The following is a 22,204-nucleotide window of genomic DNA, read 5'->3' as shown; positions in this document are numbered from 1 at the left end:
GATCAAAGACGGGGATTATCGGGGATTTTAGGCGGCGCCGGCCAATGCCAAGGTGGCCTGGGCGTATTTTTGTCGAGAAATCAGCAATTTTGCCGGTGCCTGGGCCAACTGTTCGGCCATGGCCAGGGCGGCACTTTCCGCGACGCCGTAGCAGCCAGTGCGTTCGAACGCGATGTCTGAACGATGGCTAAGTTGCGTTTGATAGACGGCCAATTGTTCGCAGCTGAAGTACTGCAATGGTAACGCAAGCTGTTCGGCCAATTCGATCAGGCCAGGTTCTTCGCGCTTCAGGTCGATGCTGGCCAGGGCCTTGATCTGGTGAAGTGCGATTTTATGAGCCTGTAACGCCTGATCGAGCAGCGCCCGCAGTGTGCTGGCAGGGCAGCCGCGCTGGCAGCCCAGGCCGACCACTAAAGTCGGCGCTGTGCTGATCTCAGTCATGCGTGGTATTGACCATCGCTTTTGCGGCGGAACAACCAGGCACTGATCAGGCCCAGGGCCAGCCAGAATCCCATGTTGGTCAGCTGCGAAGCGATTTTGAACTGGGCTTCCAGAGCTTCTGGAGCGAGCATCGAATGCACCTCCGGTTGCGGCGCGCCGATTACGTGAGGCACGGCCAGAATGGCCACGCCGAGCACTTTCATCAGCCAGTGACGGCTGAACACGATCAATGCGATGCCGACCGCGGTGGAGGCCGCCGTGCCGATCCACCAGATCTGCCGTTGCGCCAAATCAGCTGCGGCAGTGCCCGGCAGCTCAGGCGGCAGACCGAGGGTCGGTGCCAGCACGAACGTGGCGTAACCGGCCAGGCCCCAAAGCAGGCCTTGGGAGGTTTTGGTCGGAGCGCGCAAGGTATAGAGGCCAGCGAGCATCAAGGCGAAACCGACCGCTACCACCAGGTTGCCGCCCGTGGTGGACAGTACGCGCTGCCAGCCGTCTTCCGGTTCCCAGGCTTCGGCATCGTGGGTGTGAGCGGCGACAGCACCCGCAGCGTGTTCGTGAACCTCAACAGCCGCCGGCTCGGATTTTTCGTAGGTCTCGGCCTGCAAAATCAGCGGAGCCACCCAGAAGCTTTGCAGCAGGGTCAGCAGCAGGGCGGCCAGCAGCCCGGTGAACCCTGCGGTTTGCGCAATACGCTTGATCATGTCGGCAGGTCTCAATGGCACGGGAATGCAGAGCTGTGGCGGGTATCGTGCGCGGCGTTGTGCACCGCTTCGATGTGCGAGAAACCGGCGAAATACACAAGGCACGCGCCAAGGATCGACGCACACACGGCGGCGGTCAGGCGTTGAGTCAGGGTATTGGTGGTGCTGGCTGTCGTGTGGCCGGTGCTGCTGATGATGATCGACATGGCGCTTCCCTCTGGTCTGTCAGCGGGTGATATAGAGCGCATGGAAGACCCCTGCGAGTCGGGCACGCAGAGGTTCAAACAGCGCCCGCCCACCGCGGGTTTGTTATTCAGTGATCGTAATGGTCACTTTGTGTTGCGGGCCGGTCTCCGGGCTCACGAGGGGCGCTGGCTTTCGCCTTGACCTGCAAGCATCACCTTCCCATGCCGAACTGCTGGCACAGTGGATCTGACGCTTCGCTCGCTTACCGTTGCGGGGGCAGCACCGGACTGACATGACTTTAGAGTAAAGCACATGATTCACCGGTTTCCCGTTTCACCCTGTGAAGGGCACCCGTAACAAGGCGTGTAGGAGAGCATGGGCGGGGGTTGGGCGTCAATTGGCAAGGGTTCTCACTTGGATATCGAGTCGCTCCCTTCGCGAGCAAGCCCGCTCCCACATTTGAAATGCATTCCCCTGTGGGAGCGAGCTTGCTCGCGATAGGGCCGGTGCGGACACCACAAGACATTGACCCGCCCCAAGACGATGCGTAGCCTTGCGCTTTCGAGGTTCTTCGGCGTCTGTCGAAGCTAAGAAGGGAACGCGGTCGATGCCGCGGCTGCCCCCGCAACTGTGAACGGTGATGTTCGCTGCCACGCCACTGCAAACCCTGTGCAACGGGTTCGCGGGAAGGCGCAGCGAATGCCAGGCCCACAAGCCCGGCAAACCGTCAGCCAGGAGACCTGCCTCGACACAGATTCTCACTACAACCGGGCGGGGTGATCCGGTGGCGGAACTCTTGCGCGCACGCATCCGTCGCAGCGATTGTCGTCCCGTATGCCCGCCACCTTGCCAAAGGGCATCCGATGAAAACACTGGCCAAACTCCCCGTCACCATCGTTACCGGCTTCCTCGGCTCGGGCAAAACCACCTTGCTGCGGCACATGCTCGACAACGCTCAGGGTCGTCGCATTGCGGTGATCGTTAACGAGTTCGGCGAACTGGGCATCGACGGTGAAATCCTCAAGCAGTGCTCCATCGGCTGCACTGAAGAGGAAGCCAACGGCCGCGTCTACGAACTGGCCAACGGCTGCCTGTGCTGCACCGTTCAGGAAGAGTTCTTCCCGGTGATGCGCGAACTCGTCGCCCGTCGCGGCGACCTTGACCACATCCTCATCGAAACCTCGGGCCTGGCCCTGCCAAAACCGCTGGTACAAGCCTTCCAATGGCCGGAAATCCGCAGCGCCTGCACCGTTGACGCGGTGATCACCGTGGTCGACAGCCCAGCGGTCGCCGCCGGTACCTTCGCGGCTTTCCCGGACCAGGTTGATGCCCAGCGTAAACTCGACCCGAACCTGGACCACGAATCGCCGCTGCACGAGCTGTTCGCCGACCAACTGGCCAGCGCCGACCTGGTGATCCTCAACAAGGCCGACCTGATCAGCCCTGAAGACCTGGCCCGTGTACGCTTGGAAGTCGCTGAAGAACTGCCGCCAGCGGTGAAAGTCATCGAAGCCAGCAGCGGTCGCGTGCCACTGGATGTGCTGATCGGCCTCGGCGCCGGTTCTGAAGAACACATCGACAGCCGTCACAGCCATCACGATCACCACCATGAAGGTGAAGACGGCCATCACGATGAGCATGACCACGATGCCTTCGACTCCATCTCCATCGAACTGCCGCAAGCCGACGAAAGCCTGCTGCTGGACGCGCTGACCCAACTGGTGGTCCAGCACGGCATTCTGCGCGTCAAGGGTTTCGCGGCGATCCCGAACAAGCCGATGCGCCTGCTGATCCAGGGCGTGGGCACTCGTTTTGACAAGCACTTCGACCGTCAGTGGGGCGCCGACGAAGCGCGCACCACGCGTCTGGTATTGATCGGTCAGGAGCTGGACGCCACTCTGCTTGAAGCGCAATTGCGCGCTGCGCTCAGCGTTTAAGCCATGCACCTGCTCAGGACCCAGCCCGGCGGTTTCGTGTCGGATGACAACATTGCCGACCTTGGACAAACCCCCGCCGAGTTGGTGATCCTGTGCAGCGGCGACTCAAGCCTCGCGCTGCTCGCCGAAGCGGCGCAGCAGTTGCCTGACGATTACCCCAGCGTGCGTCTGGCCAATCCGATGCAGGTGCAGAACCACGCGTCGGTCGACCTGTATGTCGACGAAGTGCTGCGCCATGCCAAGGTGATTCTGATTTCGCTCCACGGTGGCATCGCCTATTGGCGCTATGGCGTCGAGCAACTGGTGCAACTGTCGGAGCGTGGCGTGCAGCTGATTCTGGTGCCAGGCGATGACCGCCCGGACCCGGAACTCAGCGAGCTAAGCACGGTGGCTGCCTGCGACCGCGACCGCCTCTGGCAGTTTTTGCGTCAGGGCGGCATGAGCAATGCCCTGGATTTTTTCTGCTGCCTCGCCAATCGTTGGCTGGATCGCGACTACGCTTGGGCCGAGCCGCAAACCCTGCCACGCACAGCGATCTACCACCCGCACAAAAGCCCCGCTGAACTGAAGGATTGGCAAGCCGATTGGCAGGCCGATCAACCGGTCGCGGCGGTGCTGTTCTACCGCTCGCATTTGCAGGCGGCGAACACTGGATTCATCGATGTTTTCTGTCAGCGTTTGCAGGCGGCAGGGTTGAACCCGTTGCCGATTGCCCTGGCCAGTCTGAAAGAGCCCGGCTGCCTGACCGTGGTCGAGGACCTGTTGGACGAAGTCGAAGCCGGCGTGATTCTCAACACTACCGGTTTCGCACAATCCAGCCCCGAAGCGCCGCATTTGCGACCGTTTCGCCGCAACATTCCAGTGATCCAGGCGATCTGCGCCCAGGACAACGAACCCGGTTGGCGCGCCAGCGAACAAGGCCTTGGTCCGCGTGATCTGGCGATGCATATCGCATTGCCGGAACTGGACGGGCGGATCATCAGCCGACCGATCAGCTTCAAGGACCTGGCCTGGCGCAGCGAGCGCAGTCAATCCGATGTGGTCTGCTATCGGCCACAACCGGAGCGCATGGATTTTGTCGCCGAACTGGCGCGGCGCTGGATTGATCTGGCGCGAGTGCCCAACGCTGAAAAACGCATCGCCCTGATCCTCGCCAACTACCCGACGCGCGATGGTCGCATCGGTAATGGCGTGGGTCTCGACACCCCGGCGGCGGCGCTGAACATCTTGCGTGCGCTTCATAAAGAAGGTTATCCGCTACCCGCCGAACTGCCCGACACTGGCACCGCGTTGATCCAGCAGTTGCTCGGTGGTGTCAGCAACGACCTCGACACCCTCGACCAGCGTCCGTGTCAGCAAAGTCTGTCGATGGACGACTACCTGCTGATGTTCAACGCCTTGCCCGAGTCCAATCGCCAAGCCGTGCTGGAACGTTGGGGCTCGCCGCAAAGCGATCCGATGTGCCGTGGCGGGCGAATGATGATTGCCGGGCTGCGCTTCGGCCTGACCTTCGTCGGCATTCAACCGGCGCGCGGTTATCAGGTCGATCCGAGCGCGGTGTATCACGATCCGGACCTGGTGCCGCCTCACGGTTACTTGGCGTTCTATTTCTGGTTGCGCAACACCTACGGTGCCCACGGCGTGATCCACGTCGGCAAGCACGGCAACCTCGAGTGGTTGCCGGGCAAAGGCGTCGGGCTTTCTGAGAATTGCTGGCCGGATGCGCTGCTCGGGCCGCTGCCGAACATCTATCCGTTTATCGTCAACGATCCGGGCGAGGGCGCACAGGCCAAACGCCGTACGCAGGCGGTGATAATCGATCACTTGATGCCGCCGTTGACCCGCGCCGAAACTTACGGCCCGTTGCGCAACCTCGAATTACTCGCCGACGAGTATTACGAAGCGCAATTGCTCGATCCGCGCCGTGCCCGGGAATTGCAGCGCGACATCCTGCAACTGGTGCGTGACACGCACATCGACCGCGAACTGCAACTCGACGAAAAACTCGACAGTGATGCCGATGCGGCGATCTGGTTGCCGCGTCTGGACACCTATTTGTGCGACTTGAAAGAGTCGCAGATCCGCGACGGTCTGCATGTGTTTGGCGAGTCGCCGACCGGGCGCTTGCGCATCGACACCTTGCTGGCGTTGTTGCGCATTCCGCGTGGCGATGGGCGTGGTGCGCAATCGAGTCTGCTGCGGGCCTTGGCCAAGGCGTTTATGTTGGGCTTCGATCCGCTGGATTGTGCGCTTGCCGAACCTTGGATCGGGCCACGTCCGATTGAACTGCAAACCCTCACCGATGAAGTCTGGCGCACCGCCGGGGATACCCGTGAACGTCTGGAACTGTTCGCCACGCAACTGATCTCGCAAACTCTAAACCAACCTCAAGCCAACCCCGGTCCCTGTGGGAGCGAGCTTGCTCGCGAAGCGGTTGAGCATCCAACATTGATGTCGATTGACCCACCGCTATCGCGAGCAAGCTCGCTCCCACAGGAGGCCACTTGGTCCGACGTCAGCGCGATCATCGACAGCCTGCGCGAAGTCGTCGCGCCAAGGCTGGACGCCTGCGGTCCGGCGGAAATGCGCGGTCTGCTCGACGCCCTAAGCGGCCGCTTCGTGCCGGCCGGCCCCAGCGGTGCGCCGAGTCGCGGTCGGCTCGACGTGCTGCCGACCGGGCGCAACTTCTACTCGGTGGACGTGCGTAACCTGCCGACCACCACCGCGTGGCGTATCGGTTTCCAGTCGGCCAACCTGATTCTTGAACGGCACCTGCAAGACCACGGCGATCATCTGCGTCAGCTCGGCCTGTCGGTGTGGGGCACCGCGACCATGCGTACCGGCGGCGACGACATCGCCCAGGCCATGGCGCTGATGGGCGTGCGTCCGGTCTGGGCGACGGGCAGTCAGCGGGTCGACGACTTCGAAATTCTGCCGCTGAGTCTGCTGGACCGTCCGCGCGTGGACGTGACCTTGCGCGTCTCCGGATTCTTCCGTGATGCCTTTGCCAATCTGATCCGCTTGTTCGACGCCGCCGTGCAAGCGGTCGCCGCCCTCGACGAGCCGGACGACCTCAACCCCTTGGCCGCCAAGGTGCGTGCCGAGCGCGAAGCATTGATGCAATCGGGGCTGGATGAAGACGCAGCCAGGCGTCAGGCCGGTTGGCGCATCTTTGGCGCCAAACCCGGTGCTTACGGCGCGGGCGTGCAGGGCGCCATCGACGGTCGTCTGTGGCAAAGCCGCGACGACCTGGCCGAGGTTTATCTGAACTGGGGTGGCTACGCTTACGGTGGTTCTGACGAAGGCACCGAGGCGCGAGAGCGGTTCGCTCAGCGCCTGAGCCAGGTGCAAGCCGTGCTGCAAAACCAGGACAATCGCGAGCACGACTTGCTCGACTCCAACGACTATTACCAGTTCCAGGGCGGCATGCTCGCGGCCGTGGAAAGCCTCAGTGGTGAAGCAGCGGCCAGTTACCATGGCGATCACAGTCAGCCGGACTTGCCGAAGATCCGCACGTTGAAGGAAGAGCTGAACCGGGTGATTCGCTCCCGGGCAGCCAATCCGAAGTGGATCGACGGGGTCAAGCGCCACGGCTATAAAGGCGCGTTTGAACTGGCGGCGACGGTTGATAACCTGTTTGCGTTCGATGCTACAACGCAGCTGATCGACGATCACCAGTATGCATTGCTGGCGGATGCGTATTTGCTGGATCCGGCGACCCGGGATTTTGTTCGCGAGCATAATCCGCATGCGTTGCGCGACATGACTGAGCGGATGCTTGAGGCGCAGCAGCGGGGGATGTGGAAGGAGCCGGGCGAGTATCGCGAGGCGCTGGAGAATTTGTTGCTGGATATAGAAGAAGATAGTTAATGCGCCGCAAACCTGTGGGAGCGTGGCTTGCCCGCGAAGAGGCCCTAACATCCAACATTGATATTGACCGACCGGACGCCTTCGCGGGCAAGCCACGCTCCCACAGGTACAAGGTGTGCCTGCTACCGACCATGACCGAGTATTGAAAATGACCGACACCCCCCATTTCCCCCTCTCCGCCGTGGTCGGCGCCGACGATCTCAAACTCGCCCTCTACCTGACCGCCATCGACCCGAAAATCGGCGGCGTTCTCATCGAAGGCCCTCGCGGCATGGCCAAGTCGACCCTGGCCCGAGGCCTGGCCGACTTGCTCGCCAGCGGCCAATTCGTCACCTTGCCGTTGGGTGCCACCGAAGAACGACTGGTGGGCACGCTCGACCTGGATGCCGCCCTGAGCGAGGGGCGCGCACAGTTTTCCCCCGGAGTACTGGCCAAGGCCGACGGCGGCGTGCTCTACGTCGATGAAGTCAACCTGCTGCCTGATCACCTGGTGGACCTGCTGCTGGATGTGGCCGCCAGCGGCACCAACCTGATCGAACGCGACGGTATTTCCCATCGGCATTCGGCGAAGTTCGTGCTGATCGGCACGATGAACCCGGAAGAGGGTGAGCTGCGTCCGCAACTGCTCGACCGATTTGGCCTGAACGTCGCCCTCAGTGGCCACACAGCACCGACCGAGCGCGGGCAGATCATCCGCCGACGGCTGGATTTCGACAGCGATCCCCACAACTTCTGCGCCGAATGGGAAAGCCAGCAGCAGTCTCTGCGCGAACGTTGCCAGAAGGCGCGCAACGCGCTGGCAAGCATCCCGCTCGACGATCATGCGCTGGCGCAGATTACCGAGCGCTGCTTTGCCGCCGGTGTCGATGGCTTGCGGGCCGACCTGGTCTGGTTGCGCGCGGCGCGTGCCCACGCGGCGTGGCGTGGCGCGAGCGCCATCGCCGAGGAAGACATCGACGCCGTCGCCGAATTTGCCCTGCGCCATCGCCGCCGCGAGCCATCGCCACCGGCACCGCAACAAAGCCAGCCGCCTTCTACCCAGCATTCCAACCCGAGCGAAGGCCAGGGCCAATGGGGTGAAATGCCCGCCCAAGCGTTACCGGTCGGCGCACGACGTGAAGTGCCGAGCTGGCCAAAAAAGCCCTAGGCATTCGCCCTCGATCTGATGCGGGGGCGAATGCCAGACCCCGCGCCGGACGACTGGACAATGGCAAGCAGGGTAAACGTCACGCGGCGCGCAGCGGCTCGATCAATTGGCCCGGCACATTGTTGAACGGCCGCCCGCGTCAACGCGACGATGTCTTGTTTCACCTGCGCACCCGTTCTCCTCACGAACTGTGGTTGGTGATCGTCGACGCCTCGGCCTCGACTCGTCGCCATCAGGCGTTGAGCGATGCCAAGGGCTTGCTGGCGCAACTGTTCGACGATGCCTATCGCCAACGCGCGCGCCTAGCGTTGCTCACCGCCAGTGGTCATGTGCCGAAGTGGCAGGTACAAGGGTTGAAAGCCTCCGCGGGTTTGCGCAACTGGCTTGATGGGCTGGGAGCGGGCGGTGGTACGCCGTTGCTGGCGGCGCTGGGTGAGGCGGGGCGCTGGCTGGCGGTCAGGCAGAAGCGTTTTCCGGCGGAACAGCAGCGCTTGTTGCTGGTGACCGATGGCCGATTGAAGGACTGGTCGACGTTGCCGGCGCTTGATTGTCCGGGGCTGCTGATCGACATCGAACGAGGGCCGATTCGTCTTGGACGGGCTAAGGTGATGGCTACCGAGTTGCAGGCTGAGTATCTGCATATCGATGATATGGAGTGAGCCGAAAAGATCGCAGCCTGCGGCAGCTCCTACAATGAACGGCGTACACCTGTAGGAGCTGCCGCAGGCTGCGATCTTTTGATCTTCACAGGAGTGAGTCATGCGCGTTCTAGCCGTCAATAATCAGGACGATTTCCGCGTCAAAGCCTACGCCGGCACCAATGGTGTGCTATTGGCCATGGACCTGGCCGAACCCCGCCGCAAAGGCCTCTTGGGTTTCGCCATCGAAAAACAGCAAGGCCCCAAGCCCTGGCTGTTCCTGTTCAATAGCCTGACCTTCCCCGGCAAGGTGCATACGTTTCCCCAGTTTCACGCGACCCCCAGCGATATCGCACCGTTGCAGAAATTTCGCTGGGCCGATTACGCGGTCAATCCGGGGATGACGATCCATTACCGAATCCACCTGGCCTACGGCAGCGTTGATGCGCCGCAATTAGGCGAATACCTGGAGGTGACGGTCACCTCCGACAATGGTCAGCCGAATAACCAAAGTGTGAGCTTCAATCGCGCAGTGGCTGCCAGCCAGGCGTTCCAGCGCAAGTTTCCCGAACTCGACGCGCTGATCAGCGCCAACAAGAACCTGCCCATCGAAGCCTGGCCGGATGTCCCGCGGCAATGGCTGGAAAACGGTTTGCTCGGACGTTTGCTGGGGTTTATCGAGCGTGCGGTGGATGGCCAGTGGGCGCTGGACATTGCCATCTACGAGTATGAACTGCAGGCCATTGTCGATGCGGTCAATGCCGCGTTCGAGCGTGGGGTAAACATTCGCGTGCTGTATCACGCCCAACCGGGCGATGAAGACACCGCCATGAACGAGGCCAGCCTGGAAAAAATCCCGGCAGAGAACAAGCGCGGGCGGGTCACCCACAATATCTTCCACAACAAATTCATGGTGCTGAGCCGGCTCGACGCCGCGGGGCAGCGTCATCCGGAATCGGTGCTGTGCGGCAGCACCAATTTCACGCCCAACGGCGTTTACCGCCAGGCCAACGTGGTGCATGTGCTGGACGACACACGCGTCAGCGCCAGCTATCTGCACACCTTCGAGCAGGTCTGGGCAAAACCGGCGGATGTCGGTGCCACCCGAAACTGGCTCACGCACAACAACCCGATGGATCCGCTGCAGCCGATGTTCGCCGGGTTCTCACCGCGCTCGGGCAAAGGGGATCTGGATGAGTTTGTCGAGATCATCAACGCCGCGAAAAAAGACGTGCTGTTCGTCACCGCGTTCGCCTTGCCCGACGACATCCTGAACGCCTTGCTCGGCCTGCCCCACGACGACATTTTGCGTTACGGCCTGCAAAACACCACCAGCCGCATCACCGGTTTCCACGCCGACCGCACCGCCGAATTCGCCGCCACCGCACTACTCAACACCGGGTTGGAAGGCTGGCTCAGAGAAAACATGAAAGGCCAGAAGGGCAACCTGCTGGTGCACACCAAAGCCGTGGTGACGGACTTCACCAGCGATGCTCCGACGATCATCAGCGGCAGCCATAACCTCAGTGCCGCGGCCAGCAATGGCAATGACGAGAACTACCTGATCATTCGCGGTGATACCGATCTGGCAGACCGTTATGGTCTGGAACTGCTGCGGTTCTACGAGCATTACCGCTTTCGCTACTTCGCCAGGAAACTCGCGCTCAAGCAGGTCCAGCCGTTGGCGGCGGATGACAGCTGGACCGATGACTATTACCTCGACGGGGATTTGCGTCAGCTATCCAGATTGCATTTTTCCGGACGGTAAACACGCTCGCGGGGCAAACGCACTCCTTGTGGGAGCGGGCTTGCTCGCGAAGGCAGAGTGTCAGACAACATCATTGTTGACTGGAAGGCCGCTTTCGCGAGCAAGTCGGATCGCCGCACCGCCGCTCCCACATTGGATTTTCGACAACTTAATCACTTCATTCCCATCGCCTGCCGGTACTGGCGAGTCCGCCGGGCGATGTACACGCGGTCAAGAATCAACGCCCATAGCGCCGAAACGTCGGGACGGGTCTTGCGCCCACGGCTCAGGCGATTGAGCTGGAATTTCACGACGGCCATGCTCGCCAGTGCCGCCAGGGGTTTGCGCTTCCAGCGAATCGGCGGCAGTTGCGGGTGACTGTTCTGACCTTCGCGCCAGCGTTTGACCAGTTGAGGTTCGAGCGCCAGCGCTGTGCCGATCCCGGCCATGGCGATGCCGCTGTCGAGTACCTGTTCGACGATCGCCAGACGTCGAATCCCGCCTGTGACCATCACCGGCATGTTCGCCACGCTGGCCAGCTCACCGGCCATTTCCAGAAAGTACGCTTCACGCGCCAAGGTCCGACCATCCCGGGCCTCGCCTTGTATGGCCGGGGCTTCGTAGCTGCCGCCGGAGAGTTCCAGCAGATCGATCGGTTGATCGTTGAGCCACTGGATGACGTGCCGGGCATCGTCTGCGTCGAAACCGCCGCGCTGGAAGTCCGCCGAGTTGAGCTTCACCGCCACGCAAAATGTCGGCGACACAGACTTGCGCACGGCGCTGACCACGTTGATCAGCAGGCGCGCACGATTCTCCAGGGAACCACCCCAGCGGTCGGTTCGGCGATTGGTCAACGGCGAGAGGAACTGGCTGATCAGATAACCGTGTGCGGCATGAATCTGCACCCCGGTGAAGCCGGCCTTTTCCGCCAGGGCGGCGCTGGTGGCGAAGCGTTGAATGACCTCTTCGATGTCGCCCTCGCTCATGGGTTTGGGCTCGGCAAACATCTTCGAGAACCCACCCAGGTCCAGCGCCACCGCCGAAGGCGCCAACGCTTGCTGGCCGAGATTGGCCATGGTTTGACGGCCAGGATGATTGAGCTGCATCCAGAACTGCGCGCCACCGGCCCGGCCGATGCTTGCCCATTGGCGAAAGCGTTCAAGGTGCCGCTCATCTTCCAGCACCACGCCACCGGGGCCAGTCATGGCGCGGCGGTCGATCATCACGTTGCCGGTCAGCAACAGTCCGGTTTCGCCTTCGGCCCACGCCTGATACAGCCGGAACAAGGCATCCGCGGGTGCCTGCTCGATGTCAAGCAGGCAAACGAGGCTGAGATGAAGATTGGTGAATTGGCGCAATTGAGCGGGTTGAACGCGTCGCGCATTCGGTATTACGAGGCTCAGGGTTTGATTCGTCAGGTGGAACGCCGGGCCAACGGTTACCGGCATTACCCCGACCAAACGTTGCAAACCCTGAAGATCATCCTGTGCGCCCAACAGGCTGGTTTCAGTCTGGAAGAGTTGAAGCAGCTATTGCCGGACAGCGCGACCGGTCAGTTCAAGCACGAAGAACTGGTGGCCGGCCTTGGGCGCAAAGTCGAACAGATCGAAGAGATGCAGTTGCACCTGGCGCAGAGCAAGGCGCGCTTGTTGGAGGTGATCGACACCATTCAGGTACGACCCGAGGGCATGGGTTGCGATGCTAATGCCCAGCGGGTATTGGCGACATTCAAGCGTTAGTCATGTCGGTCGCTTTCACCGAAGGGCTTGTCGCGGTGGGGATCGGACTACGCATCAACGTGCCCACCACCAGCGCCCCCAACAAGGCCAGCAAACCCGCCACCCAAAGCAGCAGGCTGAAACCACCGACGAAGGCTTGCCGGGCCAACGGCTCGACCATCGGGCGAGCGGCTTCTGGCAGCAGGCTCATCGCCGCCGTCATGTCGCCAGCCACCACCCGCGAGGCGATACCCTGGGTTTGGCCGAGCCATTGCGCGCCATGGTCCGACAGACTGGTGCGCAACAACAGCTCGGTATGACTGGACAACAACGCCCCGAACACGCCGATGGCCAGCACGATGGCGCTGAAACGCATGGTGGTGCTCATGCCTGAGGCCATGCCGGTGCGCTCCCGTGGCACGCAGGCCATGATGTTTTTTTGCGTATCGCCGTTGAGCAGCCCGGCACCGGCACCCGTTACGGCAATCGCCAGGGCGAAGGGCAGGTAACCGCCGCTGCTGACCGCCCAGGCACTGAGCAGATTGCCGCTGCCGACCAGGGTCAAACCGGCGGCCATCAATGGGGCGGGGGCAAATCGACTCGCCAGACGTACGCCGATACGCGGGCAAATCAGCATGGTCAGGGCAAACGGCAACATCCCCAGACCTGAATCGATGGCCGAGAAACCCAGGCCGTTTTGCAGGTAAAACGGCAGCAGGGTCATCATCACCTGGGCGCAACCGGCGTAGGCAAACATGCCTAACAGCGCACCGATGAAACGCGGATGCTTGAACAGTTGCAGGTCAACCATCGGCCGCCGCTGCATCCGTTCAATCACCACAAACAGTCCTAGCAACAGAGCGCCGCTGATGAGCCGAGCGTAGGTCAGCGGGTTACTCCAGCCGATTCGGTTCGCCTCGATCAGGCCCCAGATCAGGCACAGCAAACTCGCACTGAACGCCAGGCTGCCCCACGGGTCGAGGCGTGCGGACTGAGTGTCGCGGGACTCCGGCACGGCGCGCCAGACCATCACCATCAGGAACAATCCGACGGGCAGGTTAAGGTAGAAAATCCAGCGCCAGCCCATGTATTCGGTGATCAGCCCGCCGACCGTCGGCGCGGCGGTCATCGCCACCCCCATGCACGCGCCCCAGAACGCCCAGGCCTTGGCCCGTTCCACTTCATCGTGAAAGGTGTGGCCGATGGAGGCGAGGGCCGAGGTCAACAGCAAGGCCGCGCCGACACCCTTGATCGCCCGGGCGATGTCGAGGAACAGCGCGTTGGGCGCGGCACCGCAACCGATGGACGCGAGGATGAAAATGCCCAGCCCGCAGAGCAGGGTTTTCTGCCGGCCGAAGCGGTCGGCGATGCTGCCAGCCGGTAACAAAAGAGCGGCGAAGGCCAGCATGTAAGCGCTGACTACCCATTCGATGTCGGCAAAGTTAGCGCCAAGGTCGCGGGCGATCGTGGGCAGCGTCACGGCAACGATGTTGGTGTCGAGGACGATCAGCGAGCAAACGCCTGAGGCTGTGAGTAATGTCAGGCGCGGGCTCACCTTGGGTTTGACGGGCATGGCAGCGTTTCTCTACTGTGGACGTCAGTGCAGCATATCGCCGGTCGCTACTTTCCTTGTTAGGTACGCCTTGTCACTTCATTACCTTTGAGCTAACGCACCGATGGATATTCGCCATTTTCGCTATTTCCTCGCCGTTGCCCGGCAAGGCAACTTTACCCGCGCCGCCGAACAACTCGGTATCGCACCGCCGACCTTGACTCGACAGATCCAGGACATGGAGAACGAACTCGGCACGCGATTGTTCGTGCGCCAGACACGTGAAGTCAGCCTGACCGAGGCCGGCGCCGCGCTGGTGATCGAGGCCGAGGCGACGGTGCGACAATTCGAATACGCTCAGTACAACGCCCAGCGTGCCGGGCGCGGGGATATTGGCCATATCGAACTGGGTTACGTGGCTTCGGCGGTGTATTCGGGCTTGCTGCAGAAACAGGTGCAAGCCTTCGGCCGCGAGTGTCCTGACGTCAGCCTGAACGTACGGGAAAGTCCCATGGCGTCATTGCCGGTGATGGTGGTCGAGGGGCGTTTCGATATTGGCTATGTCCGCTCACCCATGACCTTGCCTGAAGGCCTGGAAGCCATTCGCCTGGATGCAGAAGGCTTTGTGCTGGCGGTGTCGGCCGAGTCCTGGTTATGCCGTCTGCCAGAGATTGCCCCGGAAAACTTGCAGAACGAGACGTTCATCCTGCCGGAGCAAATCAGCGGCACCTTGCAAGTCGCCGCCGAGGGTGGGTTTGCGCCAAAACTGGGTGCGCAACCGGGTGGGTTGGTGGCGGTCATTGCGTTGGTGTCGTTGGGGCAGGGCGTTGCCGTCGTGCCCGAATCAGTGGTCGGTCATGTGGGGTTGCCCGGCGTGTTGTACCGGGCAATCAAAGGGTGCGAGGCGAGTTCGTGGTTGTCGTTGATTTATCGTCGGTTCGAGAAGTCCGCGGCGGTAACCCGGTATATCGAACAGGTCAAAAATCGTGAGTGAATGGAAAATAGATCTTCTGGTTTTCGCTGACCTTAAGAGCCCATCGCGAACAAGCTCGCTCCCACATTAGATCGTGTCTGTCCGGCCAACTCGGTCAATTGTGGGAGCGAGCTTGCTCGCGATAGCTGTCTGTCAAACGGCAGACTTCTCAAACCCTGATCAACGTGCGTGCCCGAGGCACAGTGCACAGGTTCCGTAGCGTTCGACGCAACCACGCCAGGTCATGGCCTGGTTTCCGTGCTGCGTATAGGGGTTTCACCTTGCCGATGTACCTGGCGAAGTCTTCCTGCAGGGTTTGCTCAGTGCCAATTCCCTTGAGTTTCTTCAGCAGCTTCCCATCCTTGTAAAACAGCACGGTCGGAGTGCCGGTGACGTGCGGGTGGCGGGGGGATTCGGAGGTGTTCAACACATAGATGTTCGCGTGATGACGGTATCGCTCGGCAACCTGGCGAAAGACCGGTTCCGCCCAATCGCAGGCCGGGCAGTGTTCATTGCCGAAATACAGAATCACCGGGCGCCAGGTTCTCAGGGCCTTTCGGTAGACCGGGGCCAGTGCTGTATGAGTGCTTATCGAGCTCATTGAAATCTCCGTCTTCAATATGGGCACGTGTTGTAGCGGTAAAGGGACTGGTAGCCAGATGACTGGCTACCAGTTGGTCAAATTTCAACGCCGTTCGAGAACTACGTTGTCGACATACACCCCGAAATCCTCAAATGAGCCATCGGCCGCTTCGAGCTTGATTTTCAAACTGGTAGCGTCATCCCCCACGAAGAAATCTTTGTAGTCGACAGTCCAGTCCTCGCCGTTTCCCAAATCGAGATCAATGATTGACCATGAAGGTTCAATCATCAGTCGTACTCTGCCGTAAGCATCCTGGTGAGTACGCATTTTTGCGGAAAATCGGAACGCCCCACCTTTGTCGAGTTTTACCTCTTGAGTGATCGAACCTGGAGTCTGAAGGGCGCAATAACCATCTGCGTACCGAACTTTGTCCACATTGGTCGGGCTCCAATGTTCGCCTCCATTTGAGAAATCACCATTGAGCAGCAAATTGGCGGTTGAGGATGGTTGAGACATGTGAAAACTCCTGTAAGTGGTTTGTCAAAAAACCGCAAGCCCAGCCAATCGTGTGTGAGGGAAGGTTTGAGCGGTTGCACGGATTGAGCGCTCATAACCTGCGGTCCACAACTGTCAGATCTGACAGATCAACCCTGAAAACCGATGAACGGTCATAAACTGATAGCCTGGCGCATTAGTGCGAACGGACAGGCATGCGCCGTGTTTTTATGGTGCGCCACGCACCTTTTGTGGCCTTGCTACTCATGGGTGTAGCCCGCGGTAGCAGCCTCGCCGCGGTAGATAGTGCGCAGTATTCACGTCAGATTTTTCTATCCCCTTGAATTAATAGCCTTTTCGGATCCACGAAGATTTTCCGTCAATCCTGTGGCACACTTTCTGCTGTCTATTCCGTTGTTACACACCAACGTCCGGTATAACGGAATAACATCACCCTGGAGTGCTTGCCATGCATCGCCGACCTTCCTTGTTTAAAGCGTGTGTTTTTGTTCTCGCGGCTTCGGCTGCTGTCATGGGTGTGGCCCAGGCGGCGGACAGCAAGCTCGATAGCGTGCTGGCCCGCGGGAAACTGATTGTGGGCACGGGCAGTACCAATGCGCCGTGGCACTTCCAGGGAGCGGACGGCAAGTTGCAGGGTTTTGATATCGATATTGCGCGGATGGTGGCCAAAGGGTTGTTCAACGACCCGAGCAAGGTCGAGTTCGTGGTGCAGTCGTCCGATGCGCGGATTCCTAACCTGCTGACCGACAAGGTCGACATGAGCTGTCAGTTCATTACCGTCACCGCCAGTCGTGCGCAGCAGGTGGCATTCACGCTGCCGTACTACCGCGAAGGTGTTGGCCTGCTGCTGCCGGCCAACAGCAAGTACAAGGAAATCGAAGACCTCAAAGCCGCCAACGACAGCGTCACCGTGGCGGTGTTGCAGAACGTGTACGCCGAAGAGCTGGTGCATCAGGCGTTGCCCAAGGCCAAGGTCGATCAGTACGACAGCGTGGACCTGATGTATCAGGCAGTGAACTCTGGCCGTGCCGACGCCGCGGCCACCGATCAGTCGTCGGTGAAATACCTGATGGTGCAGAACCAGGGGCGCTATCGCAGCCCGGCCTACGCCTGGAGTCCGCAAACCTACGCCTGCGCCGTCAAACGTGGCGATCAGGATTGGTTGAACTTCGTCAACACCACATTGCATGAAGCCATGACCGGCGTTGAATTCCCGACATACGCAGCCTCCTTCAAGCAGTGGTTCGGTGTCGATCTGCCGTCGCCCGCCATCGGTTTCCCCGTCGAATTCAAATGATCCCGTGAGAGCGGGGCGGTCATAAATCGCCCCGTTCAAGGTACTGCTGACCATGAACTATCAGTTGAACTTTGCCGCCGTGTGGCGCGATTTCGACACCTTGCTGGCGGGGCTCGGTCTGGGCCTCGAACTGGCGCTGGTGTCGATCGCCATCGGTTGCGTGATCGGCCTGATGATGGCGTTTGCTTTGTTGTCGAAGCACCGCGCGTTACGGGTGCTGGCGTCGGTGTATGTGACGGTGATCCGTAACACGCCGATTCTGGTGTTGATTCTGTTGATCTACTTCGCCTTGCCGAGCCTGGGGATCCGTCTGGACAAGATCCCGTCGTTCATCATCACCTTGTCGCTGTATGCAGGGGCGTATCTGACCGAAGTGTTCCGCGGCGGGCTGTTGAGCATTCCCAAGGGCCAGCGGGAAGCCGGGTTGGCAATCGGTCTGGGCGAGTGGCAGGTCAAGGCGTACGTCACCGTGCCGGTGATGCTGCGCAATGTGCTGCCGGCCCTGTCGAACAATTTCATCTCGCTGTTCAAGGACACCTCGCTGGCCGCGGCGATTGCCGTGCCGGAGCTGACCTATTACGCGCGCAAGATCAATGTCGAGAGCTACCGGGTGATTGAAACCTGGCTGGTGACCACAGCGCTCTATGTGGCGGCCTGTTACCTCATTGCCATGATGCTGCGTTACCTCGAGCAGCGTCTGGCGATTCGCCGATAGGAGGCCACATGTACGAATCCCCCAGTTGGTTGCATGAGTTATGGGTGGCACGGGAAGTCCTGTGGCAAGGCTTTTTGACCAGTGTGCAGGTCTCGGCCCTGGCGATTCTGCTGGGCACGATGGTCGGCATCGTCGCCGGTCTGGTGCTGACGTACGGCAAGTTCTGGATGCGCGCGCCGTTTCGGTTTTATGTCGACCTGATTCGCGGCACGCCGGTGTTTGTGCTGGTGCTGGCCTGCTTCTACATGGCGCCCGCACTAGGTTGGCAGATCAGTGCCTTTCAGGCCGGTGCGTTGGGGCTGACGCTGTTTTGCGGCTCTCACGTCGCCGAGATTGTTCGCGGCGCGTTGCAAGCGTTGCCCAGTGGTCAGATGGAAGCGAGCAAGGCCATCGGCCTGACGTTTTATCAAGCGCTCGGTTACGTGTTGTTGCCTCAGGCGTTACGGCAAATCTTGCCGACCTGGGTCAACTCGTCCACCGAGATCGTCAAGGCCTCCACGCTGCTGTCGGTGATCGGTGTGGCTGAGTTGTTACTCAGCACCCAGCAGATCATCGCCCGGACCTTCATGACCCTCGAGTTTTACCTGTTCGCCGGATTTCTGTTTTTCGTCATCAACTACGCCATCGAATTACTCGGCCGGCACATTGAAAAGCGGGTGGCCTTGCCATGACTCAATCTTCGCTCTCTAACGTAAAAGATGCTCAAAACGGTCAGCCCCTGCTGGACATTCGCGGGTTGCACAAAAAGTACGGCCAGCTCGAAGTGCTCAAGGGCGTCGACCTGACCATGCAGCGCGGCAACGTCGTGACGCTGATCGGTTCCAGCGGTTCGGGCAAGACCACGTTGCTGCGCTGCGTGAACATGCTCGAAGAGTTTCAGGGCGGGCAGATCATGCTCGATGGCGAGTCCATCGGTTATGACGAGGTCAACGGCAAGCGCGTGCGGCACCCGGAAAAAGTCATCGCCCGGCATCGGGCCATGACTGGCATGGCGTTCCAGCAGTTCAACCTGTTTCCGCACCTCACGGCGTTGCAGAACGTCACCCTCGGTTTGCTCAAGGTCAAAAAGCTGCACAAGGATGAAGCGGTGGCCCTGGCGGAAAAATGGCTGGAGCGGGTCGGCTTGCTGGAACGCCGCGATCACTTCCCCGGTCAGTTGTCCGGTGGTCAGCAGCAGCGCGTGGCGATTGCCCGGGCAATTGCGATGAACCCGAGCCTGATGCTGTTCGACGAAGTCACTTCGGCCCTCGATCCGGAACTGGTCGGCGAAGTGCTGAGCGTGATCAAAGGCCTGGCCGAGGACGGCATGACCATGTTGTTGGTGACCCACGAAATGCGTTTTGCGTTTGAAGTCTCGGACAAAATCGTTTTCATGAATCAGGGGCGGATCGAAGAGCAGGGGCCACCCAAGGAACTGTTCGAACGCCCGCAATCACCGCGACTGGCGGAGTTTCTCAAGAACACGCGTTTTTAAATATCCACTTTTCAATCAGGAGAATTATTCATGAGCATTACTCGTTACGGCACCGGCAGCACCGCCGGTGGCGGCCAGCCCCGTCCTTTCGCCCGCGCCGTTGAGGCCGATGGCTGGCTGCACGTGTCCGGGCAAGTACCGGCGCTGGATGGCGAAATCATTGTGGGTGGCATCGTCGAACAGACTCATCAGACCATGAAAAACCTGATCGCGATTCTCGAAGAGGCCGGTTATGGCCTGGAAGATGTGGTGCGCACCGGTGTGTGGCTGGAAGACCCGCGGGATTTCTGGAGTTTCAACAAGGTGTTTTCCGAATACTTCAAAAGCGAACACGCACCGGCCCGGGCCTGTGTGCAGGCGAACATGATGGTCGATTGCAAGGTTGAGATCGACTGCATCGCATACAAGAAAAAGGCCTGAACCGAGAGCGCGGCTGATTGGCCCTTGTAGGAGCTGCCGAAGGCTGCGATCTTTTGGCGTTTTTGGATGAGCCGCAAGAGCAGGATCAAGATCAAAAGATCGCAGCCTGCGGCAGCTCCTACGGGGGCGACTTTGAATGGGAACACAGACATGACCGAAGACACCATCAAGCGCCGGGCTCGCGGTCTGGACCGGGCGTTCGATATCCTCGATTTCCTCAAGGAAGTCGGCAAGCCCCTGCGCCCGAACGAAATCGCCAGCGGCATCGGCAGCCCGAAATCCACGGTCTACGAATTGGTTGCCTCCCTGCTGGAGCGACGGATTCTGGAGGCCGTGGGCAAGGACGGTCACGTCTACCTCGGCCGTCAGCTGTACTTCCTCGGGCAAGCGCATTTACGCCATTTCGACCTGACCCGTGAGGCCGATCATGCCTTGCAGGAGATCGTCAGCCAGACCCGCGAAACCGCGCAGATGTGCCTGCTCAACGGACGAAAATACACCGTGGCCTTGATGAAAGAGGGCGAGCGGCATTTTCGCATTTCCTCGGATATCGGCGAGAACGCGCCGATTCCCTGGACCGCTTCCGGACGTCTACTGCTGGCGCATTTGAGCGACCAGGAAATCGTCGACCTGATTGACCACGACGATTTCATCCTGCCCAACGGTGAATGCCTGCCGCTTGAACAGTTTCTCGGTGAAATCCGTCAGGCCGCTATCGATGGCTTCTTCTCTTTCGATAGCGTCGCGGACACCTTTACCCACTGCTTTGCCGCCCCGGTCAAAGACCCCAACGGCGTGGCCATCGCGACCCTGTGTATCGTCGCCCCACGGGCCGATGCCAAGAACAATTACAACGACTACCGCCGGGTGCTGATCGACAGCGCCAACAGCCTGGCCCGTCGCATCAACGAATAACAGCGGCTGCCTGCGGCCGCGAATGTGAGGAGTTCGACCATGTTTTCTGCCAAAAATACTGCCACTGTGGAAAAGGGCTTTGCCCATACAGGCGCCAATCTTGTGCGCGACGTCAGCCTGCCGGCGCTGGTGCTGCACCGCGAAGCGCTGGAACACAACATTCGCTGGATGCAGACCTTTGTCAGCAACAGCGGTGCCGAACTCGCCCCCCACGGCAAAACCAGCATGACCCCGGCGCTGTTTCGCCGCCAACTGGACGCCGGTGCCTGGGGCATCACCCTGGCCAGCGCCACGCAAACCCGCGCGGCTTACGCCCATGGCGTGCATCGGGTGCTGATGGCCAACCAATTGGTCGGTACGCCGAACATGGCGTTGATCGCCGATCTGCTGACGGACCCTGCTTTCGACTTCCATTGCATGGTCGATCACCCGGACAACGTCGCTGACCTCGGCGCGTATTTCGCCTCCCGCGGTGTGCGCTTGAACGTGATGATCGAGTACGGCGTGGTCGGCGGTCGTTGCGGTTGCCGCACGGAAAACGAAGTGGTCGCGCTGGCCAAAGCCATTGCTGCACAACCGGCCCTGGCGCTGACCGGGATCGAAGGTTACGAAGGGGTGATTCACGGCGATCATGCGGTGAGCGGCATTCGTGCGTTCGCTGATTCTTTGGTGCGCCTGGCCGTACAGTTGCAGGACAGCGGCGCGTTCGCCATTCCCAAGCCGATCATCACTGCGTCGGGTTCGGCCTGGTATGACCTGATCGCTGAGTCTTTCGAAGCGCAGAACGCCGGGGGGCGTTTCCTCAGCGTGCTGCGTCCTGGCAGCTACGTAGCTCACGACCATGGCATCTATAAAGAAGCGCAATGCTGCGTGCTCGACCGCCGCAGTGATTTGCACGAAGGCTTGCGACCGGCGCTTGAAGTCTGGGCTCATGTGCAATCGTTGCCGGAACCGGGCTTTGCGGTGATCGCCCTGGGTAAACGCGACGTGGCCTACGACGCCGGGTTGCCGGTGCCGCTGTTGCGTTACAAGGCGGGCGTGGTGCCGGCGACGGGCGATGATGTCAGCGCCTGCAAGGTGACGGCAGTGATGGACCAGCATGCGTTCATGACCGTGGCGCCGGGTGTTGAGTTGCGGGTGGGGGACATTATTTCCTTTGGTACTTCGCACCCGTGCCTGACGTTCGACAAGTGGCGTATCGGGTGTCTGGTGGATGAGCAGCTGAATGTCATCGAAACCATGGAGACCTGTTTCTAAGGCTCCAGACCGAGGCGCGGCCATCGCGAGCAAGCTCGCTCCCACATGGGATCTTCAGTGTTCACACAATCCCTGTGGGAGCGAGCTTGCTCGCGATGGCGGCCGACCAGACAA

The 22,204-nt window shown here is 60.6% G+C and carries 21 protein-coding genes and 2 riboswitches; of the genes, 14 read left to right on the top strand and 7 right to left on the bottom strand.

The window, feature by feature from the left end:
* Positions 1-27: 27 nt before the first annotated feature.
* From ACMXYH_RS18320 to ACMXYH_RS18310, 3 genes are read right to left on the bottom strand one after another with little or no spacing between them, the layout of a single operon-like run.
* A complete protein-coding gene (locus ACMXYH_RS18320) occupies positions 28-441 on the bottom strand; it encodes a cobalamin biosynthesis protein (RefSeq protein ID WP_129443644.1) in 414 nt (137 codons plus the stop codon).
* Positions 438-1,145: a CbtA family protein gene (locus ACMXYH_RS18315; RefSeq protein WP_129443646.1), complete on the bottom strand. Its 708-nt coding sequence runs from the start codon at positions 1,143-1,145 to the stop codon at positions 438-440. Before ACMXYH_RS18315 ends, ACMXYH_RS18320 begins: the two co-directional genes overlap by 4 nt.
* An 11-nt stretch (positions 1,146-1,156) precedes the next feature.
* Complete coding sequence (locus ACMXYH_RS18310) at positions 1,157-1,351, bottom strand: CbtB domain-containing protein (protein ID WP_129443648.1); 195 nt, start codon at positions 1,349-1,351, stop codon at positions 1,157-1,159.
* Between the two features lie 121 nt (positions 1,352-1,472).
* Positions 1,473-1,701: riboswitch (cobalamin riboswitch) on the bottom strand.
* 177 nt (positions 1,702-1,878) lie between these two features.
* A riboswitch (cobalamin riboswitch) is annotated at positions 1,879-2,093 on the top strand.
* Positions 2,094-2,194: 101 nt separating this feature from the next.
* On the opposite strand from ACMXYH_RS18310, the gene cobW reads away from it, so the two are divergent.
* The 5 genes from cobW (at position 2,195) to ACMXYH_RS18285 (ending at position 10,691) form a co-directional block, all read left to right on the top strand.
* Positions 2,195-3,268, top strand: coding sequence for a cobalamin biosynthesis protein CobW (gene cobW / locus ACMXYH_RS18305; RefSeq protein WP_415764396.1), 1,074 nt, complete (start codon positions 2,195-2,197; stop codon positions 3,266-3,268).
* A 3-nt stretch (positions 3,269-3,271) separates the two neighbouring features.
* Positions 3,272-7,138: a cobaltochelatase subunit CobN gene (cobN, locus tag ACMXYH_RS18300; RefSeq protein WP_415764395.1), complete on the top strand. Its 3,867-nt coding sequence runs from the start codon at positions 3,272-3,274 to the stop codon at positions 7,136-7,138.
* 148 nt (positions 7,139-7,286) lie between these two features.
* The gene (locus ACMXYH_RS18295; protein ID WP_415764394.1) at positions 7,287-8,285 is read left to right on the top strand and encodes an ATP-binding protein; all 999 of its coding nucleotides are present in this window, start codon (positions 7,287-7,289) and stop codon (positions 8,283-8,285) included.
* Between the two features lie 119 nt (positions 8,286-8,404).
* Positions 8,405-8,944: a vWA domain-containing protein gene (locus ACMXYH_RS18290; RefSeq protein WP_178082673.1), complete on the top strand. Its 540-nt coding sequence runs from the start codon at positions 8,405-8,407 to the stop codon at positions 8,942-8,944.
* A gap of 100 nt (positions 8,945-9,044) precedes the next feature.
* Positions 9,045-10,691 (top strand): phospholipase D-like domain-containing protein, encoded by a 1,647-nt coding sequence (locus tag ACMXYH_RS18285; protein WP_415764393.1) that lies wholly within the window; start codon positions 9,045-9,047, stop codon positions 10,689-10,691.
* 152 nt (positions 10,692-10,843) lie between these two features.
* Here the strand turns inward: ACMXYH_RS18285 and ACMXYH_RS18280 are convergent, their stop codons facing one another.
* Positions 10,844-12,118: an NADH:flavin oxidoreductase/NADH oxidase family protein gene (locus tag ACMXYH_RS18280; protein WP_415764391.1), complete on the bottom strand. Its 1,275-nt coding sequence runs from the start codon at positions 12,116-12,118 to the stop codon at positions 10,844-10,846.
* Here ACMXYH_RS18280 and ACMXYH_RS18275 point away from each other — a divergent pair.
* A complete protein-coding gene (locus ACMXYH_RS18275) occupies positions 12,005-12,409 on the top strand; it encodes a MerR family transcriptional regulator (RefSeq protein ID WP_415764390.1) in 405 nt (134 codons plus the stop codon). The two genes, ACMXYH_RS18280 and ACMXYH_RS18275, sit on opposite strands and share 114 nt — an antisense overlap.
* On the opposite strand, the gene ACMXYH_RS18270 is transcribed toward ACMXYH_RS18275, so the two are convergent.
* A complete protein-coding gene (locus ACMXYH_RS18270; RefSeq protein WP_415764389.1) occupies positions 12,399-13,961 on the bottom strand; it encodes an MFS transporter in 1,563 nt (520 codons plus the stop codon). The two genes, ACMXYH_RS18275 and ACMXYH_RS18270, sit on opposite strands and share 11 nt — an antisense overlap.
* Positions 13,962-14,064: 103 nt before the next feature.
* On the opposite strand from ACMXYH_RS18270, the gene ACMXYH_RS18265 reads away from it, so the two are divergent.
* Complete coding sequence (locus ACMXYH_RS18265) at positions 14,065-14,934, top strand: LysR family transcriptional regulator (protein WP_415764387.1); 870 nt, start codon at positions 14,065-14,067, stop codon at positions 14,932-14,934.
* Positions 14,935-15,082: 148 nt separating this feature from the next.
* On the opposite strand, the gene ACMXYH_RS18260 is transcribed toward ACMXYH_RS18265, so the two are convergent.
* Both ACMXYH_RS18260 and ACMXYH_RS18255 read right to left on the bottom strand, forming a co-directional pair.
* Positions 15,083-15,514, bottom strand: a complete 432-nt coding sequence (locus tag ACMXYH_RS18260) for a thioredoxin family protein (protein WP_415764386.1) — start codon at positions 15,512-15,514, stop codon at positions 15,083-15,085.
* A gap of 84 nt (positions 15,515-15,598) precedes the next feature.
* Positions 15,599-16,012, bottom strand: a complete 414-nt coding sequence (locus ACMXYH_RS18255) for a hypothetical protein (protein WP_134418349.1) — start codon at positions 16,010-16,012, stop codon at positions 15,599-15,601.
* A 448-nt stretch (positions 16,013-16,460) separates the two neighbouring features.
* Here ACMXYH_RS18255 and ACMXYH_RS18250 point away from each other — a divergent pair, with 448 nt between their 5' ends.
* From ACMXYH_RS18250 to ACMXYH_RS18220, 7 genes are all read left to right on the top strand, one after another.
* Complete coding sequence (locus ACMXYH_RS18250) at positions 16,461-17,309, top strand: transporter substrate-binding domain-containing protein (RefSeq protein ID WP_415764385.1); 849 nt, start codon at positions 16,461-16,463, stop codon at positions 17,307-17,309.
* Positions 17,310-17,361: 52 nt separating this feature from the next.
* A complete protein-coding gene (locus ACMXYH_RS18245) occupies positions 17,362-18,024 on the top strand; it encodes an amino acid ABC transporter permease (RefSeq protein WP_008015908.1) in 663 nt (220 codons plus the stop codon).
* 8 nt (positions 18,025-18,032) lie between these two features.
* A complete protein-coding gene (locus tag ACMXYH_RS18240; RefSeq protein ID WP_134418363.1) occupies positions 18,033-18,695 on the top strand; it encodes an amino acid ABC transporter permease in 663 nt (220 codons plus the stop codon).
* The gene (locus ACMXYH_RS18235) at positions 18,692-19,498 is read left to right on the top strand and encodes an amino acid ABC transporter ATP-binding protein (RefSeq protein WP_129443676.1); all 807 of its coding nucleotides are present in this window, start codon (positions 18,692-18,694) and stop codon (positions 19,496-19,498) included. Before ACMXYH_RS18240 ends, ACMXYH_RS18235 begins: the two co-directional genes overlap by 4 nt.
* A gap of 30 nt (positions 19,499-19,528) precedes the next feature.
* Entirely contained in the window at positions 19,529-19,918 is a 390-nt protein-coding gene (locus tag ACMXYH_RS18230) for a RidA family protein (RefSeq protein WP_007898265.1), read from the top strand.
* A gap of 150 nt (positions 19,919-20,068) precedes the next feature.
* Positions 20,069-20,833: an IclR family transcriptional regulator gene (locus ACMXYH_RS18225; protein WP_134418376.1), complete on the top strand. Its 765-nt coding sequence runs from the start codon at positions 20,069-20,071 to the stop codon at positions 20,831-20,833.
* Positions 20,834-20,872: 39 nt separating this feature from the next.
* The gene (locus ACMXYH_RS18220; RefSeq protein WP_415764384.1) at positions 20,873-22,090 is read left to right on the top strand and encodes an amino acid deaminase; all 1,218 of its coding nucleotides are present in this window, start codon (positions 20,873-20,875) and stop codon (positions 22,088-22,090) included.
* The last annotated feature ends 114 nt before the right edge of the window (positions 22,091-22,204 follow it).

It is taken from the genome of Pseudomonas frigoris, assembly GCF_047758635.1.
Classification (GTDB): domain Bacteria; phylum Pseudomonadota; class Gammaproteobacteria; order Pseudomonadales; family Pseudomonadaceae; genus Aquipseudomonas; species Aquipseudomonas frigoris.
Note: the sequence above shows the minus strand (reverse complement) of the source record. Positions and strands in the feature narration are given on the sequence as shown.